Genomic DNA, 15,567 nt, shown 5'->3' on the forward strand with positions numbered 1-15,567 from the left:
TTCGGAAACTGCTGAAATCTTCGTGGCGAAAAGGGAAATAATACAAGGCTTTCCCCACCGTAGTCATGCCGAGCAATTCCATTAATCGTGCAGAACCTTCTCCTACCCCCTTTACATTGATAAGCGGGGCGTTAAAATCTAAGTTAGGCGTTGCTACAGGCTTTTTTTCAAGCGTTGTGCTGCTTTTATCGGGTGTTTGGCGCGGTTTTGGGGAAATATCCGTAGGGGCTTTTTCAGTTATTTGTGGGCTTTTTTGAGCAAGTGATTTTATCGGCGGTTTTTCGAGATTTGGCGTATTGCTCTGGCGCACTTGCACAATTGCTTCTAAAACTTCCCGGATTGCCTGTATGCGCCCTACTTGAGTATAACTCCCGTAATCAATTAGTCGTTCAGAAACACGCTCAATAAGCCTTGCTTCCAGAGAGGAAGGATTGGAGAAGCGGGATTTATTCACCCAATTTCCGATAAAACCTTCCAGACCTCCCATTACTATTCGGTTCTGGCAGTTATTAGCGGCTTCGGATTTTAAGATTTTTTCCAGTTTTTCGATGTCAACCGACATGGCGCTATTTTCTCGAATCATTGTGATTAGCTTATGATAACAGCCAATTCACTAATTCTCAACCTTTATTCTGGCTGAATCAGAGAAAATGCGTTTAGCTCAAATTTCTTGCAAAGAGATATAGCAAGTTAAAGTATTGGCAGGTTCAAAGTAAGGGTATTAGAGTTGGCATCTATTTCCAAACGCATAAACCTTTTGCCGAATTAGAGGCTAATTTTCCACCATGACAAAGCAAGGTGAAAACTTGCTGGTTGCTCTCCTAAACACTTTTTCTGGTCATCCCACCTTTTATAACTTACTCGCCTGAACTTTCACATAAATTTATCATTATACTTGTCCAAAGGTGATTTCATAGAACCTTTGCCGGGCAAGCTCTTGTCACTCGAACTGCTGCCACGCAAAGCTGCTCTGAAAAATTGCCACAGAATCACGCCTGCTACTGTACACCACGCCCCCGCCCAGATAAACGCCGGAATATGGGTGGCAGATTCCAGACCTTTGGCATCGTTAAAACCGCCCCAAGGGCTAAAACTGGCTGTAAAGACGTTCAGTAGGTCAAACAAGGCGTACAGAACGCTCAGAAGCGCCAGCGTATAGCAAATAAAGGCTGAAACCACATCAGGCGCTTTAAAAGCTATCAGCCATAATAAGCCCACCAGCATAATCATTATCAAAAATGCCCACAGGTCGCGGAAAATGATAATATCAACCGGGTTGCCGTTACGGATGGCACGCAACAAACCTGCTACCAACAGAACTACTATAATGCCGATAGCCATAAACAAAAGAGCATCGCGCCTACCCTTCGCACTTTTGGCTACCAGTAGCATAACCCCACCAAAAATAGCGCTACCTAGATACCCGGCAGAATAAACCAACAGCAAGAAACCGCCGTTGAAAGATACTACCCCACTACCGTTAAAATTTACATCAAAGCTCTGCACCGTACCGCCGGTAAGGATAACCGTAATGGCATGGCTCAACTCATGCACGGTGGTGGTCATCATGCGAAACGGGAACAGTAGCGGTGTCCACCATAGGGTAATTACCGCTATTGTAGCCAGACCCATCCCGATTACAAAATTTTTGTCCAGCGAATTAACCGTATTGCTTTTGAAAATATTCCTGATTCCGCCGCCAGCCATATAAACACCTCGCCTACTATGTTTTTGAGATAAACAACTTAACGCAAAATTTACGAAGAGTGGTTGCACTTAGTTTCGCACATTACTGCTATTTGATATACTTGCCCCTAAACTCTAATATTACCCGACTCAGGAGAGAATATAGTAGATGGAAGTTAAAAAACCGCGTGATACCGAAACCCGACGCAAATTACTAACGGCAGCAGAAGAATTATTTGATCAGTTAGGTTATGAGGATACGGGAATCCGCGATGTGATGGAGCGAGTTGGGGTTAAAGAGCCAACCGTCTATTATTATTTCAAGGATAAAAAGACTCTTTTTATCGAAGTGATGAAGCGCAAGCTGGATCGTTTTTTTAGGCGTATGCAAGAAGCCACCAAAGAAAAGCTCTTGCACGACCAACTGGTAGAATTGGCAATTGTATTGTTTGAGGAGAGCCACAACCGGGTATCAATACTGCGGGAAGTGATGCAATTTAACCCGCTCGACCAGTATCAAAATACTATTAAAGGGGTGGTACAAAGCCTTAACAACGGGGTAGCGGGTAACCTTGAAAGAGTAATGCGCGAGGGTATCCGGCGAGGTGAACTCCAAGCGTTAGACCCTGCGTTTCTTGCTCGTTCTTTTTTGTATTTGGTAGAAGGCTTTGCGGCAGAACCAATATCGCCCTTTGAAAAATTGGACAATCGTGACTTGGCAACTAAATTAGTGAGTCTGTTTCTAGGAGGGTGTGCTGCTCGCTAACCTTTGACATCAGAGCGTTTCTCCGCCCCTTTGCCCCCGTTTTACCTTCCTCATCCACAATAACACACCTGACAACTTACTGCCCGATATAAAGAGCGTCTAATAGCAGCCATAGCATGCTGGCTAGGAACTGAAAGCGGAAAGTTTTAAGCCGGGAAATGGTTTGCGTCCTGTAGCAGCCTCGATAAAGTCAATATCATTCACCAGTTCCGGTGGGCGGGGCTTATCTAGCAACAATTGAAGAATTTCGACTATAATTTCTTGTGCCGTAGGGTCTAGTTCAAGCGATAGACCCAATGATGCTTGCAAATCAAGGGTATGCACACCTATTTCAAAAGCTCTTGTCGCTGCATATTCAGCAACCGTAATGGTGCCAAAAACACACCGCAGCGGTAGCGCGGCGTTGACACTATCCAACTTTTCCATGCAAATATCAAGATTGTTTAGGAATAAGCCTACAGTATCGGCAGCTGTAATATCTTCCGCCAACTTAAGGGAGCGATGCGTAACTGATCCAGCCATTTCAGTGCCTTCAAAGTGAAAATAAGTAAGGCGATCCTTTGTAGGTGGCGTTTCAGGGGGCGGTCCTTCCAAGTATTCATTAAAAAGCGTCAAGGCACGCAAAACATGGGCGACCAAGAGTTGTATATCCCAACCGGGCAACCGACTTTGCAAGTGCCAGTCAGTTTCTTTTAAATCCTCGATTAGCTCAATAGTGCGAACAGTTTGTTCATATAATGCCTCTTTAATTTTAGCAAAGTGGATCATAACCCAAGATACGCCTTCTTGACACGGTCATCTTCCATTAAGCTAACGGAAGTTCCGGTCAGGATTATATGCCCGGTTTCCAGCACATACCCACGATTGGCGTATTCCAATGTGGTTTGTACATCCTGCTTCTACAATCAAAATTGTTGTACCTTCGCAGTTTACAGTCTGGATTATTTCAAGCAAGGTTTCAATTATTACCAGAGCAAGTCCCTGCGAAAGTTCCTCAATCATTAACAGCGATGGGCGAGCTATCAAACCGCGTTCAATAGCCTCCATTTGTTATTTACCACCGCTCAGCTTTCCGGCGAGGCTGTTTAACCGTTCCTTAATTCTTGGGAATAGTGACAAAACATGTAGAGTTAATGACTAACATCGATTATACCCCAAAATAGGTAAATTATCGTTTTAGAATTTGAAAATTGGTTTGCACAAAGGCATTAGCGTGTGTCTTGGGAAAAATACGACTTAAATATATATAATTATTTGCTTATTAGCAAGAGGCAAATCTTACCCTCTTACCCATCTATCCTTTAACAAAACCGTTCGGCAGGCAGACTCGCATAGTGACACCTTCTAGTAGGTTAGGTTCAATTTGGGAGGTTCTAAGTTTGGTTTGAACAAAGCGAAAGTCAGTCAAATTCCTTTTTAGCTTACTCCGGCTATAACCATTGCCAGCCTTTGCCGGAATGTTTCACCCGCAAGGTTCTTCCAAATCAACTCAAAGCCATTTCGATTTTCTTCCAACGCTGCCAGACGCTCATCACGGTAACGCGAAATAGCATCATTATCTGGATGTTTCAAAAGCAAGTGTTCTGCCAGCGCAATCCCCACACAATGATCTTGCAATTGTCCCAGATAATCTTGAACATGCGATACTTCCTCAGCTAGTTTGTGCGCCTCTTCTGGTAAAGCCTCCTCAAAAAAATTAAGAGTATAGCGAAATTTTTTGCATGCCACCCTCAACCGATGTAATACAGGCAATGGGGCGGGCATTGCAGTTTCGTAAGCCAGTGCCGCCTCATAACTTTTCCAAATAAAGCTACCTGCAAAGTGTCGTACTAAGGTTGGCGCAACCTCATGTTCGGCTATTCTCGGTTTTAGCTCGCCTTTCCCGCGCGTCTCGATAAGTTCTTCTAATTCAAGTAAAAGACTCTGCACCACCTTGCTTCCTAATGTTCCAAGCATAGTAAGACGGGCTTTTTGATTTATTTTAACGATGGCTTGGCGAAATTCTTCCAATTGTGAAGCTGTTTCGGGGGATTGCTTGTTAATGTATTCATCGAGGTGTTGTAAAAATACATCACTATCACGGGTTGCGCCCAAAACGTTAGCTAGTTTGCGTAACTGTTTTCGGAATCGCCGGGTTATTAGCGGGTCAAAGACGCTTTCTTCTAACAATTTCAGGGTTGCGCGTAGTCTGCGAGTTGCCACCCGCATATCGTGTACCCCTTCTGGGTCATTTCCTTCACGAGCAGCCGACTCATTTTCTAACAATTTCCGCAGGTTACGCCTTAGTATTTGGCGACCTGCGTCTGCCATAAGCATTTCGGAATGCAATTTAAAATCAGCAGTTGCAGTAATGTGAGAGTTATCTGTAATAATAACCTGAGAAAGTTGTTCTTTCCCATTTTCCTGAGCCATTTCTTCGCACCCTTTTTTCTTATGATTTGTCCAGAATCGGGATTAGCGGATAATGAGGTGCATCTTGTGATACAACGGGTTCAGCCGTTGGTATATTTTAGAATATACCTCGTAAAACAACTCGTCATAGATTTGGCAGGTGTGTTGATTTGGTTCAAAGGTGCGGGCGGTTTTGGTCATTTCTTCTCCCACCCGGTCGCGCCCCTCGCGCAAAGCGTAAGCCAGTCCTTCCAGAATGGCACAGTAGAGGTGGGCGCGAGTATGCACATCCGAAAATCCTATGATTGAGCCACACGCTTCCGGTCCCGGCACTTTCAAACCCGGTGACTAGTAGGGCTGTAGCAATAGAACATCAGCGCATTGATAATTGGCTCGGCATCTCCTGTAGTAAAAGAGTCTGACATCAGTAGCCATGCATTTATATCAGCTTCGCTTAATCCGGTCTATTTCTCCAAATGAAGCCAACTCCGCCAGAACTTCGTTCAGGGCTTCTTGCCAATCAAGACTCTTCGCCAGCGCCGCTTTTGCTTTGGTCATCCCTATCTTCTCTTCACCCTGAAAAATAGCCCCCAACCTAAGTAGGTAAGGGGCAATAACAGAGTTACTCTGCGGTGTAACCTCTACCACTGGCTGTAGAGGCAGGTTCTTTGCCTTCCAATTCATTCAAAAATTCATCGTGCGCCATCGGACGTGAAAACATAGGATAGTTCTTTTCAATTGCTAAGCGTTGTTCATCATCGGAAAGGGTAGCAGTACAATCTTTCAAAGTGATGACATTGAAGCCTTTCTCATATGCAGAGCGCATGGTCGATTCAACGCAGCAGTTAGTCAAGAAACCGCCAATTGCAACTGTTTCGATACCCTTGCTACGCAGAATAAAGTCGAGGTTAGTGGAGGCAAAGGCATCCAGACCGCGCTTGCCTTCTAGCACAATATCTCCTGATTCAGGCTTCAGGTCATCCACAATTTCAACGCCCCATGTGCCTTTGCGGAATGATTGAGAATCAACTACCCCTTTTAGGATACCGTAAGGGTTGGAAGTAAGCTCATGATAGTCTTCGGTAAAAGAAATAGGCGAATGAATGATTACCGCGCCTGCTTCCCGCGCTTTCTGAGCAGTTTCAACGCTATTGGCAAGCATATTGGTGGATTCCATAACCCCCTTCACGGCATCATGAAGGCTGCCACCGGGTGAAGTAAAGTCGTTCTGGTATTCTATCAACACTACTGCTGTTTTCTTCGGGTTCATATTCATCACTCCTTCGTGTAATTAATTTATTTCAAGAGGGGCAATGCCCGTTTATATTATAGAGAAGTCCTCAGCTTCCTTGCAATGCTACTCGGCAAGGAATATATTTTTTCTTATTCGCACATTACACTTCTTCGCCGGATGAGGTACAATATATAGCTGTTGATACAGCAGAATTTAAGCAATATCAGAGGGAAATCTCTATAGCGAGGCTGCGATAGATTATGAACAGCTTGGGTAGAGTGTCAGGGGTTGACTTTGAGAAAGCCTTCGCGCATGAGCTTTTGCTGAGTGAGCAACGCCGCTTGAAGATTCAGATGGCGGCGGTGGCAGGGCTTTTCATAGCTCTATTGGGGGCGTTTCTTTTGCAGGGTGGGTTGAACCTGAGCGAGTTTGTGGTTACTCGCTTTAATACAATTTTCCTGCTCATCCTCGGTTTTATCCTCTACGAGTTAGCCGCAATCAGTGTATTTACCTATTATATAAAACAAAATCGGCATTTCCCCAAACTGTTTATCTATCTCAACTACTTTATCGAAATCAATGTCCCTAATCTGGTGTTGGCGTTGCTTATCAGCTTTGATGTCAACGCGCAGGATGCTCTACAGGGACCGCATGTATTTGTATCGTTGATACTGGTGTTTCTCACCGTGCTGGGAATGGATTTTGCTCTTAGCGTATTTATCGGAACGGTTGCGGCAATCGGTTATCTGCTTGGAATCATCTACTATCTAGATCAAATTCCTCCTTTTACCGATACCACCACTTTTACCGCCCTTCCTATGCAACTACTACGTTGCTTTTTATTCTTTCTCTCCGGCATAATAGCAGGGCTATTATCGCGAGGTTTGCGCCAGCGTTTCATCAATTCGGTGCAGCACTTGCAAGAGCGCAACCAAATTGTGCAGATGTTTGGGCAGTATGTTTCGCCTGATGTGGTAAACCGCTTGCTGGAGCAAAAGACCGAAATTATCAGCGAAGCGCGTTTTGTGTGTGTGATGTTTCTTGACATTCGCAACTTTACAGCTTTTGCCGAGAACCGCAGCCCAAAGGAAGTAGTGGAATATTTAAATACACTTTTCGAGTTTATGATTGAAAGTGTTAACCGCTATAACGGCATAGTTAATAAATTTCTAGGAGATGGCTTTATGGCGGTATTCGGAGTGCCGATTTCAGATGGGGGCGATTGTCAGAACGCGGTGGAAGCTTCTCTGGAGATTTTGCAACAAATAGCGCAACTATGCCAAGAAGGTAAAATTCCCCCAACACGAGTTGGAATCGGTTTGCACGCCGGAGAAACTGTTACGGGTAATGTCGGCTCGACCAATCGCAAGGAATATACCATCATCGGAGATGCGGTAAACCTCGCCTCCCGAATCGAACAATTAAACAAGCAATTCGGTTCGCAAATGTTGATTTCCGATGTCGTCTGGGAAAAACTTAACCAAATGAAGCCCGAAGCGCAAGCGCTTGAGCCTGTTCTGGTTAAGGGGCGGCAGCATCCGGTGCAATTATACCGTTTAGACTAGGGGTGCTACAACTATGACAAATCTAAAACTTTTTGTAATAGCGGAAACGCTGGCGGTGTGCCGTCTCAATGAAAATGCCCCTGTTCCCGGTTGGGCTTTGCTGGGAGGCTTTTTCTCGGTAACACGCGCTCATAAAGAGCTTTCGGTGGTCTGCCTTCAACAAAATGCGCCCGACATGGTAAAATGTGAGCGCGGGTGGCGTGCTTTGAAAGTACAGGGTCCGCTGGAATTTTCAATGACAGGGGTACTGGCGGCTTTAGCAGTTCCATTGGCACAAGCGGAAGTCAGCATTTTTGCAATTTCTACTTACGACACCGATTATATTTTGGTGAAGCAGACAGTCCTTGAAAAAGCCATTGCTGCGTTGCGAGAAGAAGGGTTCGAGGTTGAAGAAAACAGCTAGTTTGTTCCCGGCGCTGCTGCTAACTTTGTTGCTGGTTGCTTGTGGCGCTGCGACTGCCACGCCTGCGCCTGATACAACGACTATAGCCAATCGGGTTGTCACGTCTGCGCCCTACACTACCAAAGCACCGTTAACCATTGCGCCTACGCCTGTGTCGCAGCCTTTCACCGAGCTTGAATGTATCAATGTGGCAAGCGTGGCTGGCTTCAATAAGCTGGAGTACAACACCTATAGCTGTATTGAAGGGCTATTGCTTGGCGTTAATACCACTCCTCAAAAATCCGGCGGTATTCCGTATTTGCCGGAGGTGGGGCTGGTATTGACCTATTATTCGGGCTTTGAAATCGGTATTGAAGCGGTGATACTTGCAAAAGATTTGGGCAAGTTTGATATTAACACCTTGAAAGCGTTATCGGGCAAAAAAACCAGAGTCAGAGGGGCAGTAAACAACTATATCCGTCCCGGTGTAACCCTGTATATACGAGGGGTTTTGCTGGAAGAACCCGATCAATTTCAGGATTTGAGTAATCAGCCATGAGAAAATTATGACCCCAGAAGACTCGCAAAATTTTAATGAGGCAGTTTCGATGGCGCAATCCGGCATGAAAGAGACTGCCTACGTAGTCCTTAACCAACTGCACAAGAAATATCCTGCCGATACACATCTGATGCTTTGGATAGCATTCACTTCCCCTGACATTCTTGCATCTAAAAGCTTTATCCGGCGTGCCGAGCGTTTGAATCCGGATAATCCAGATTTGCCCGCTGCCCGCCAATGGTTGCAAGCTGAAGAATCCAAGCGGGTTTCAGGGGCAGCGATTAATATGACGCAACCTGTTGCCGATTTGGCAGCCTCTTTTTCTCAGGCTACAGCCTCACTAAAGAAAAACCCGCCGATAAACCCGCTAATAATTACGCTAATTTCTGTGGTTATTCTGATTCTAATTATTTTAGTGGTAGCGTTGCTGGTTAGATTTTGAAAAAAGTCCTTTTGTGAGCTTTTATATATAGGAGAGCGGTGTTTTGACCATTACCCCGACCGATAAAGAAATTAGCCAACAACTTGAAGCTGAAATAGAACCTTGGCTTACGCATATGAAGTGGCGACCCGATTTCGCCAAGTGGCGCGAGGGTCGTATCTGGCAGGAGAAAAAGCAAGCGCGAAATCTGGATACCCTGCGCCTGTTTCTGCGCTTAGCAACTTTGAAAGATGATTTGCGCGGCAAGAAAATACTGGATTTAGGCTGCGGAATGGGCGGATTCAGTACCGCGCTGGCGTTGGAAGGGGCGCAGGTGCAGCCCTACGACTATAACCGCGCTTACTGCCGTATCACTCGCTTGCGTGGTATGCGCTACAACCTGAGCTTTAGCCCAGTAAACGGGGCAGGCGAGGCGCTACCCTTTCCCAACGCTCATTTTGACCATATCGTGTGCCTCGATGTGCTTGAGCATGTGCAGAACCCGGAGAAACTACTCTCCGAAATATCGCGCTGCCTGAAACCGGGCGGGGTGTGCTTTATCACCGCTATCAATCGCTTTGCTTTCAGCGACCCGCATTATCATGTGCGCTTTGTGAACTGGCTGCCGCGCTGTTTTGCCGAATCTGCTATGAAATTGCTGCGGCGCGATAAAGATAATTCTCGTTTTGGCGATCGTCAGACCTTGAATGAAATGCACTATTACCGCTACGACCAACTTTCCAGCCTGACAGCGCGACACGGCTTTACCGGGATACGCGAACTGGGCGAACTGGAACTTGCCACCCGTACTTATAGCGGGGTAAAGGGCTTGTTCAAAAAGAGCGGGTTATTGCGTCCGGTCTATCTGCTGTATCGCTATTTCTACAAAGGTACTTACCAATTGATGGTGGTCAAGCGGTGAAAATTGCGCTTTATAATGTCACTACCACTACCAAAACGGGCGGGGTGGAGAGTTTTGTATGGGAACTGGCGCGGCATCTGTCCTTGCAATATCCCGATTTGCAGGTTGACATAATCGGCGGGAAGAGTTCTCCCGGTTTCACTCCCCCTGTCTCCGGTGAGCGTGTGCGAATTATCACTCGACCTTTTATCAGCCGGGAAGCGATGCGGCGTGTTCCGATTCTTAGGACGCAGTACGGTTTGACCAAGCTGTTAGAGCGGCTTTCTTTCGCGGTTGCCACTTTGCCTCTGCTCTGGCGCGAGAACTACGATATTTTGCATATCCAGAAGCCCTATGATTTGCCTGTTGCTAAATTGATACGCTTGCTGCGCGGCAGCAAAGTTCTTTTTGGGTGTCACGGCAAGGATTTTTTCCCGCTCGACCGCTTTTTCAGCAAAAAGTTGGATGGGGCGGTTTCGTGCAGCCACTACAACGCCGAAACAATTCAGGAGCATTTTGGGCTGATGCCGGAAGTGATTTATAACGGCATTGACGTTAAGCTCTTTTCCCCGCGTGAACCTGACCCTGAGTTATGCGCCCGTTACGCTGAACCCGGCGAAAAAATTATCATGTGGGTGGGGCGATTGGTGCGCTGGAAAGGCTTGCAATATCTAATTGAGGCGTTACCTTTGCTGGCAAAGCAGGGCTTGGAAGTGAAATTGCTGGTGGCGGGTGATGGCGAATATCGCCCTGAACTCGAAAAGCTGGCGAAAAAATTGGGGGTCGGTAATCGGATAGAGTGGCTTGGATTAGCGCCGAATCAAGCATTGCCCGCATATTACGCTATCAGTGAGGTGGTGGTCGGTACGAGTTTTGCCAATGAAACCTTTGGAATTGCGTTGTGCGAGGCGGCGGCGTGCGAACGTCCGTTGGTTGCCAGCTGTTTTGGGGGCTTCATTGAAGTAGTGAAAGATGGCGAGACAGGGTTTCACTATACTCCCCAGAATCCGGCTGATTTGGCGGAAAAGTTGTACAAGGTGCTGTGCAACTCAGCGTTAGCAGCCCAAATGGGCAAGGCAGGGCGGCAATATGTGGCGGAAAATTTCACTTGGGAGCATGTGACCGAGCGCGTGTTTAATGTTTACTCGCGCATTGCCCGTTAGAACATGTAAATCTAATCGCCACCGCTTTCAATGGTGCGCCCTTTCTTGCGATAAACCATCCCCTGAAAGGTAGCGATTAACTCGCCGCTATCGGCTGTAACGCGGATGTCGTACACTCCCAACGAAGCATTGAGTGAAACTTCCTCCGCAATGGCGGTGAGCGTACCGGAAGTAACCGCTTTGAGATATGATATATTCGCGTTGATGGCGACTGCGACAACGCCATGCGAATTGGAAGCGGCGGCGAGAACTGCGTCTGCTAGCGAGAAGATTGCGCCCCCATGTGCTGTGCCATGACTGTTCAGGTGGTGTGGCTCTATTAGCATAGTAGCTTTAGCTCTGCCATTGGCAGCTTCAAGCAACTCTATATTTAAATATTGGGCGTAGCGGTCATTTTTCAGGTATGGATGAATAGCGGTCATTTTTCCTGCCTGTTTTGTTATAAATCGGGTTTTCGCTTCAGGAAGGGGTTAAGCCCTTTGTCTTAATCGGATTATATCATAAGGGAGAGAAGGATAAAGGGTTGGTTTAGTCGCTTCTTTTTTATCATGCAAAGCCGGCTTTTTCTTACCTTTTCCTCTTCTCTTTTAAATATGTGTAATTCCAAAGTTGGTTCTTTCTTGACAGCCAGCAGAAAGTAGCTATCATACCCTTAGTGATTCAATAATTTGTCCTTGATAAGGAAAAGCGATTATATTCCATGAAAGTTGGTTATTTAGGACCTGCCGCTACTTATACTAATGAAGCCGCTTTGAAACAATTCGGCGGTGAAGCTGAGTTGATTCCAATGCGGACTATCGCCGATGTTTTTTTAGCGGTTGAAAATTCACAGCTTGATTACGGAGTTGTGCCTGTAGAAAATGCGTTGGAGGGTGGTGTTACCTATACGCTGGACATGTTCGGGCGGGCTGATTTGGATGAAATAATGATTTGCGCCGAAATCATGCTACCGATACGTAGCCATTTGATGGTAGCGCAGAACGGTCCTAAAAGTTTCAATGAAATTAAAGTGGTGCTTAGCCACCCACAGGCGCTAGGGCAAGCGCGAGGTTGGTTACAGAATAACCTACCAGAGGTTGAAATTGTAGAGGAAACCAGTACCTCACGTTCTGCCGAACTAGTAGCGGGTAGAGCTGATGCCGCAGCAATAGCCCCGATTCTCTGCGCCGAAGCTTACAACCTGAATGTGCTTGCCTCAGACCTTCAGGATGCAGATTTCAATCAAACTCGCTTTTTCGTTATATACAAGCACCGTCCACGCTGGCCCATGCCCGTACTTAATAATAGCAGTGAGGGTGTGCCAATTACCGCTATTATGCTTTCAATAAAAGATAAGGTCGGAACTTTGCACGCAGTCACCGATATTTTTATGCGTTACAATATTAATTTGGTGCGAATCGAGAGCCGTCCAAGCAAGCAAAAAGCATGGGATTACGTATTCTTTATCGACTTGCAAGGACAACCCGGACAACCCCATGTAGCTAACGCTCTGCATGAATTGGCTTCCGAAACTACATGGGCGAAAGTTCTAGGTTGGTGGAACCGGAGTGTCAAAGCATGAGTGGGGATTGGGAGTTTCCAGAGTTCAGACCACCCACTCGTCCTCTGCGCGATTATGCCCAGATGATTACTGAGCTTGAAGCGCAAGGTAACATTCGCGGATTGCTGGAAATTTTAGAGGGCGATTATCCGGGAGTTACCCGCCGTACCGCCGCTCGCGCATTAATTTCTACCGCGGGTAAACCGGAAAGCTCGGCAATTTTGGCTCTACTGGATAAAGAGACCGATCGGGGGGTAAAAATTAGTTTGGTAGGCTGTCTAGGAAAATGCGGGGATGTTACGGCACTTCCTGCTCTTACAAAAGCTTTGAAAGATTCTGAACCGATGGTAAGGGTAGAAGCTGCGGCTGCTCTTTCCCGTTTTAACTCCGAAACCGCTTTCAAACTCTTGCTAGACAGTTTGAACCTGAAAAATAAGTCAGATGATTATCTGGTTAGGCAATATAGCGCCGAGGCACTTGGCAAAATGGGAGATCGTCGCGCCGTTCAAGCCCTTATTGCGGTTCTTAAAGATGAGAACAGCCTTGTTAAAGCTGCTGTTGCCACTGCGCTAGGCGAATTAGGCGACCCTGCTGCGATTACTGCGCTGGTACGCGCCCACCATAGTGACCCTCACCTGCCCGGCTCTGATTGCGTCGAATGCAGCGCAATTGATGAAGCCTTGCGAAAGCTCAACCAAAAACAAATTCCCTGATAGTGGACTTTATTAGCTCTATCCTCACTCTAAATGCTAAAAATCCCGAACAAAAATTAGTAAATGATTTGATTTCGAGAATAAATAGTAGCATATAGCTTATTTAGCAACTTTAATTATTGCCGACTTCGATTTTTCTAGCTACAATTGGCTATTGTAAGTTTATAAGTGAATTATGGAGGTAATAGATGCCCTTTCAGCCTGATATTGTAGTTGAAAATCAGAACTCTGTTGTGACTAACGGTTTGGGTACGTTAGACGGTTATCATGCCGTATCAAATGAATCCAAGAATACCAATACAAACGCTGCGGTAACTCAAAGCGGAAACTATCGTTGCCATTCAGTCCAACTGAGTATTGAAACTCAGATAGATATTCCAAATTTCACGGATATAACCGAAGCTGTACGCCGTGTAGTTGCCGAGTCCGGCATCCGAATGGGTACTGTTACGGTTTATTCAAAGCATACCACTGCTTCCATCGTCATAAATGAAAACGAGCCGCTGCTATTGATTGATATGTGCCAGCGACTTTCCAAGCTCTTTCCGCCTGAAGATTACTATCGTCACAATGATTTCAGCATTCGTACTCATAATATGAATCCGGGGGAATCTCCTAACGGTCATTCGCACTGTCAACATTTAGCGTTATCCACTAGCGAAACTATTCCAGTGGTGGAAGGGCAAATGGATATAGGACGTTGGCAGAGCATTTTCCTAGTAGAACTAGATCGCCCACTTAAGCGTACAGTTTCGGTGATGGTTTCTGGTATCTAAGCAGTAAATATTACTTTTTGCGTAAGCTGAAATTAAGCAGACCTAGTATAATCACAAAGAGGTAAATTAGTACCTAAAACGATTTGCCAAGGTCTGTTTTTTCTGGTATATTATTAGCCGTTGTTTCGGGCAGTTAGCTCAGTTGGTAGAGCGCCACGCTTACACCGTGGATGTCACAGGTTCGAGTCCTGTACTGCCCATTTTTTGTGCAAACTACGCCAAATAGCCCCTTTCACAACCCTATATTTTAATAAATTTTATCCAAAAACCAAGCACTGCTGAAAAACCAATATTTGATAATACCATCGAGGTTGCTTCCGTAGCAGAATACTGAGAAGCTATCTTTGAAGCGAATATTACCGAATAAAAAAAGAGCGGCTTATACCGCCCCTTTTATTCCGATAATTCACCCGCGCAATTGAGACTAATTGCAGGAGGCGCAAGAGCGAGAACTGGCTTTGCCGGCTCCATCAGCGGTGTCAAAAGAGCTACCGCAACCACAGCTTGAAACTGCATTCGGATTGTGTACGGTAAAACCTCCGCCCATCAGGCTATTGACGAAATCAATTTCAGCGCCCTCAATATATTTTTGGCTGAAAGCGTCAACATACAACTTAACCCCGTTGAGTTCGGTGATTTCATCTCCATCGCGGGTTTCGTTTTCCAGCACCATCTGATACTGGAAGCCACTGCAACCGCCGCCTGCTACAAACACGCGCAAACCAAGCGTCGAATCGTTTTCTTCTTCAATAATCTTTTTCAATTGATCTGTCGCCGAATCGGTTAAGGTTATCATCTCTAGAGACCTCCCAAATCTTAAAAACAAATTTGTGTTGTTCAGTTAGCTTAAATATATATAATAAACAGAACCCAATCGGGTTCTATATTTTAATCATGCCTTTTGGTACAACATTGTTGTTGGGTAAAATACCACGATTGTGTCAAGCTTAATTATACCTATAGGCTGTAGCTTAGTCAATACAATTCCTACCAATTCGATAGGATTAACTTGAGTGTGCTATAATTGAAACATAATTTAATTTTAGTGAAATATAGCCTGAGCTACAAAAAAAAGAGCAATGTCAAGAAGAACAGAACAAGTAGCGGAAATGATAAAAGAAATAGTCAGTACGCTGATTCAGCGCGATTTGCGCGATCCGCGGCTGAGCTTCGTTACCATTACCCGCGCAGAGGTAAGTCCCGACCTTAAACACGCTAAACTATTTTTTAGCGTTATGGGAAACGAAGAATCCAGAAAAGATACATTCAAAGCATTAAAAGGCGCGAGCGGTTATCTACGGCGCGAACTATTCCGCCATTTGCAAATGAAGTATGTCCCGGAACTTCATTTCGAGTTTGATGGTGGCATAGAACATGGCGATAAAATCCAACGTATTCTGCATGCCATAGAGCAAGAAGAAAAACAAAATCAACCCTCAGAAACGAAAGAATCCTAGAAACAGGAAGGAG

The 15,567-nt window shown here is 45.6% G+C and carries 20 protein-coding genes and 1 tRNA gene; 12 read left to right on the forward strand and 9 right to left on the reverse strand.

Translation table 11 applies throughout. The features are described from left to right. Both WCK19_RS05525 and WCK19_RS05530 read right to left on the reverse strand, forming a co-directional pair. A partial coding sequence (locus WCK19_RS05525; RefSeq protein WP_342396372.1) for a hypothetical protein occupies window positions 1-583 on the reverse strand: 583 nt, incomplete at its 3' end. A 290-nt stretch (window positions 584-873) separates the two neighbouring features. Then, window positions 874-1,707 carry a M50 family metallopeptidase gene (locus WCK19_RS05530; protein ID WP_342396373.1) on the reverse strand — a complete coding sequence of 278 codons (834 nt, stop codon included), beginning with the start codon at window positions 1,705-1,707 and terminating at the stop codon, window positions 874-876. 148 nt (window positions 1,708-1,855) lie between these two features. On the opposite strand from WCK19_RS05530, the gene WCK19_RS05535 reads away from it, so the two are divergent. Then, the gene (locus tag WCK19_RS05535) at window positions 1,856-2,452 is read left to right on the forward strand and encodes a TetR/AcrR family transcriptional regulator (RefSeq protein WP_342396374.1); all 597 of its coding nucleotides are present in this window, start codon (window positions 1,856-1,858) and stop codon (window positions 2,450-2,452) included. 123 nt (window positions 2,453-2,575) lie between these two features. Here WCK19_RS05535 and WCK19_RS05540 read toward each other — a convergent pair whose 3' ends face one another. The 5 genes from WCK19_RS05540 to WCK19_RS05560 form a co-directional block, all read right to left on the reverse strand. Then, on the reverse strand, window positions 2,576-3,220 hold the full coding sequence (locus WCK19_RS05540) for a maleylpyruvate isomerase N-terminal domain-containing protein (protein ID WP_342396375.1): 645 nt from the start codon (window positions 3,218-3,220) through the stop codon (window positions 2,576-2,578). Between the two features lie 42 nt (window positions 3,221-3,262). Further along, window positions 3,263-3,499 (reverse strand): hypothetical protein, encoded by a 237-nt coding sequence (locus WCK19_RS05545; RefSeq protein WP_342396376.1) that lies wholly within the window; start codon window positions 3,497-3,499, stop codon window positions 3,263-3,265. A gap of 369 nt (window positions 3,500-3,868) precedes the next feature. Continuing rightward, entirely contained in the window at window positions 3,869-4,864 is a 996-nt protein-coding gene (locus tag WCK19_RS05550; protein ID WP_342396377.1) for a CHAD domain-containing protein, read from the reverse strand. 42 nt (window positions 4,865-4,906) lie between these two features. Next, complete coding sequence (locus WCK19_RS05555) at window positions 4,907-5,176, reverse strand: hypothetical protein (RefSeq protein ID WP_342396378.1); 270 nt, start codon at window positions 5,174-5,176, stop codon at window positions 4,907-4,909. Between the two features lie 289 nt (window positions 5,177-5,465). Further along, on the reverse strand, window positions 5,466-6,113 hold the full coding sequence (locus WCK19_RS05560) for an isochorismatase family cysteine hydrolase (RefSeq protein WP_342396379.1): 648 nt from the start codon (window positions 6,111-6,113) through the stop codon (window positions 5,466-5,468). A gap of 224 nt (window positions 6,114-6,337) precedes the next feature. On the opposite strand from WCK19_RS05560, the gene WCK19_RS05565 reads away from it, so the two are divergent. The 6 genes from WCK19_RS05565 to WCK19_RS05590 are packed head-to-tail and all read left to right on the forward strand — an operon-like array spanning window position 6,338 to window position 11,068. Then, the gene (locus WCK19_RS05565; protein ID WP_342396380.1) at window positions 6,338-7,642 is read left to right on the forward strand and encodes an adenylate/guanylate cyclase domain-containing protein; all 1,305 of its coding nucleotides are present in this window, start codon (window positions 6,338-6,340) and stop codon (window positions 7,640-7,642) included. 13 nt (window positions 7,643-7,655) lie between these two features. Further along, entirely contained in the window at window positions 7,656-8,045 is a 390-nt protein-coding gene (locus tag WCK19_RS05570; RefSeq protein WP_342396381.1) for an ACT domain-containing protein, read from the forward strand. Then, on the forward strand, window positions 8,029-8,583 hold the full coding sequence (locus WCK19_RS05575; RefSeq protein WP_342396382.1) for a hypothetical protein: 555 nt from the start codon (window positions 8,029-8,031) through the stop codon (window positions 8,581-8,583). The genes WCK19_RS05570 and WCK19_RS05575 overlap by 17 nt, the downstream gene beginning before the upstream one ends. A gap of 7 nt (window positions 8,584-8,590) precedes the next feature. Then, on the forward strand, window positions 8,591-9,025 hold the full coding sequence (locus WCK19_RS05580; protein ID WP_342396383.1) for a hypothetical protein: 435 nt from the start codon (window positions 8,591-8,593) through the stop codon (window positions 9,023-9,025). Between the two features lie 43 nt (window positions 9,026-9,068). Further along, entirely contained in the window at window positions 9,069-9,926 is an 858-nt protein-coding gene (locus WCK19_RS05585; protein WP_342396384.1) for a methyltransferase domain-containing protein, read from the forward strand. Next, on the forward strand, window positions 9,923-11,068 hold the full coding sequence (locus tag WCK19_RS05590; RefSeq protein ID WP_342396385.1) for a glycosyltransferase family 4 protein: 1,146 nt from the start codon (window positions 9,923-9,925) through the stop codon (window positions 11,066-11,068). The genes WCK19_RS05585 and WCK19_RS05590 overlap by 4 nt, the downstream gene beginning before the upstream one ends. An 11-nt stretch (window positions 11,069-11,079) precedes the next feature. On the opposite strand, the gene WCK19_RS05595 is transcribed toward WCK19_RS05590, so the two are convergent. Then, window positions 11,080-11,490: a PaaI family thioesterase gene (locus WCK19_RS05595; protein WP_342396386.1), complete on the reverse strand. Its 411-nt coding sequence runs from the start codon at window positions 11,488-11,490 to the stop codon at window positions 11,080-11,082. A gap of 278 nt (window positions 11,491-11,768) precedes the next feature. On the opposite strand from WCK19_RS05595, the gene pheA reads away from it, so the two are divergent. From pheA to WCK19_RS05615, 4 genes are all read left to right on the forward strand, one after another. Next, on the forward strand, window positions 11,769-12,629 hold the full coding sequence (gene pheA, locus WCK19_RS05600) for a prephenate dehydratase (RefSeq protein ID WP_342396387.1): 861 nt from the start codon (window positions 11,769-11,771) through the stop codon (window positions 12,627-12,629). Further along, entirely contained in the window at window positions 12,626-13,321 is a 696-nt protein-coding gene (locus WCK19_RS05605; RefSeq protein ID WP_342396388.1) for a HEAT repeat domain-containing protein, read from the forward strand. Before pheA ends, WCK19_RS05605 begins: the two co-directional genes overlap by 4 nt. Before the next feature lie 188 nt (window positions 13,322-13,509). Further along, window positions 13,510-14,097 carry a secondary thiamine-phosphate synthase enzyme YjbQ gene (locus WCK19_RS05610; protein ID WP_342396389.1) on the forward strand — a complete coding sequence of 196 codons (588 nt, stop codon included), beginning with the start codon at window positions 13,510-13,512 and terminating at the stop codon, window positions 14,095-14,097. Between the two features lie 127 nt (window positions 14,098-14,224). Further along, a tRNA-Val gene (locus WCK19_RS05615) sits at window positions 14,225-14,297 on the forward strand. A 224-nt stretch (window positions 14,298-14,521) separates the two neighbouring features. Here WCK19_RS05615 and erpA read toward each other — a convergent pair. After that, window positions 14,522-14,893 carry an iron-sulfur cluster insertion protein ErpA gene (gene erpA, locus WCK19_RS05620; RefSeq protein WP_342396390.1) on the reverse strand — a complete coding sequence of 124 codons (372 nt, stop codon included), beginning with the start codon at window positions 14,891-14,893 and terminating at the stop codon, window positions 14,522-14,524. A gap of 283 nt (window positions 14,894-15,176) precedes the next feature. Between erpA and rbfA the strand changes: the two genes are divergently transcribed. Further along, on the forward strand, window positions 15,177-15,554 hold the full coding sequence (gene rbfA / locus WCK19_RS05625; protein WP_342396391.1) for a 30S ribosome-binding factor RbfA: 378 nt from the start codon (window positions 15,177-15,179) through the stop codon (window positions 15,552-15,554). Window positions 15,555-15,567: the final 13 nt, after the last annotated feature.

Origin of the sequence: Candidatus Chlorohelix sp. (genome assembly GCF_037138995.1) — a bacterium.
In the GTDB taxonomy this organism is placed as follows: Bacteria; Chloroflexota; Chloroflexia; order Chloroheliales; family Chloroheliaceae; genus Chlorohelix.

Coding starts and splice junctions, on each gene's coding strand:
- rbfA (WP_342396391.1), top strand. CDS start 15,177: ATGTCAAGAAGAACAGAACAAGTAGCGGAAATGATAAAAGAAATAGTC.
- WCK19_RS05610 (WP_342396389.1), top strand. CDS start 13,510: ATGCCCTTTCAGCCTGATATTGTAGTTGAAAATCAGAACTCTGTTGTG.
- WCK19_RS05595 (WP_342396386.1), bottom strand. CDS start 11,490: ATGACCGCTATTCATCCATACCTGAAAAATGACCGCTACGCCCAATAT.
- WCK19_RS05605 (WP_342396388.1), top strand. CDS start 12,626: ATGAGTGGGGATTGGGAGTTTCCAGAGTTCAGACCACCCACTCGTCCT.
- WCK19_RS05540 (WP_342396375.1), bottom strand. CDS start 3,220: ATGATCCACTTTGCTAAAATTAAAGAGGCATTATATGAACAAACTGTT.
- WCK19_RS05545 (WP_342396376.1), bottom strand. CDS start 3,499: ATGGAGGCTATTGAACGCGGTTTGATAGCTCGCCCATCGCTGTTAATG.
- WCK19_RS05580 (WP_342396383.1), top strand. CDS start 8,591: ATGACCCCAGAAGACTCGCAAAATTTTAATGAGGCAGTTTCGATGGCG.
- erpA (WP_342396390.1), bottom strand. CDS start 14,893: ATGATAACCTTAACCGATTCGGCGACAGATCAATTGAAAAAGATTATT.
- WCK19_RS05570 (WP_342396381.1), top strand. CDS start 7,656: ATGACAAATCTAAAACTTTTTGTAATAGCGGAAACGCTGGCGGTGTGC.
- WCK19_RS05530 (WP_342396373.1), bottom strand. CDS start 1,707: ATGGCTGGCGGCGGAATCAGGAATATTTTCAAAAGCAATACGGTTAAT.
- WCK19_RS05560 (WP_342396379.1), bottom strand. CDS start 6,113: ATGAACCCGAAGAAAACAGCAGTAGTGTTGATAGAATACCAGAACGAC.
- WCK19_RS05535 (WP_342396374.1), top strand. CDS start 1,856: ATGGAAGTTAAAAAACCGCGTGATACCGAAACCCGACGCAAATTACTA.
- WCK19_RS05565 (WP_342396380.1), top strand. CDS start 6,338: ATGAACAGCTTGGGTAGAGTGTCAGGGGTTGACTTTGAGAAAGCCTTC.
- pheA (WP_342396387.1), top strand. CDS start 11,769: ATGAAAGTTGGTTATTTAGGACCTGCCGCTACTTATACTAATGAAGCC.
- WCK19_RS05550 (WP_342396377.1), bottom strand. CDS start 4,864: ATGGCTCAGGAAAATGGGAAAGAACAACTTTCTCAGGTTATTATTACA.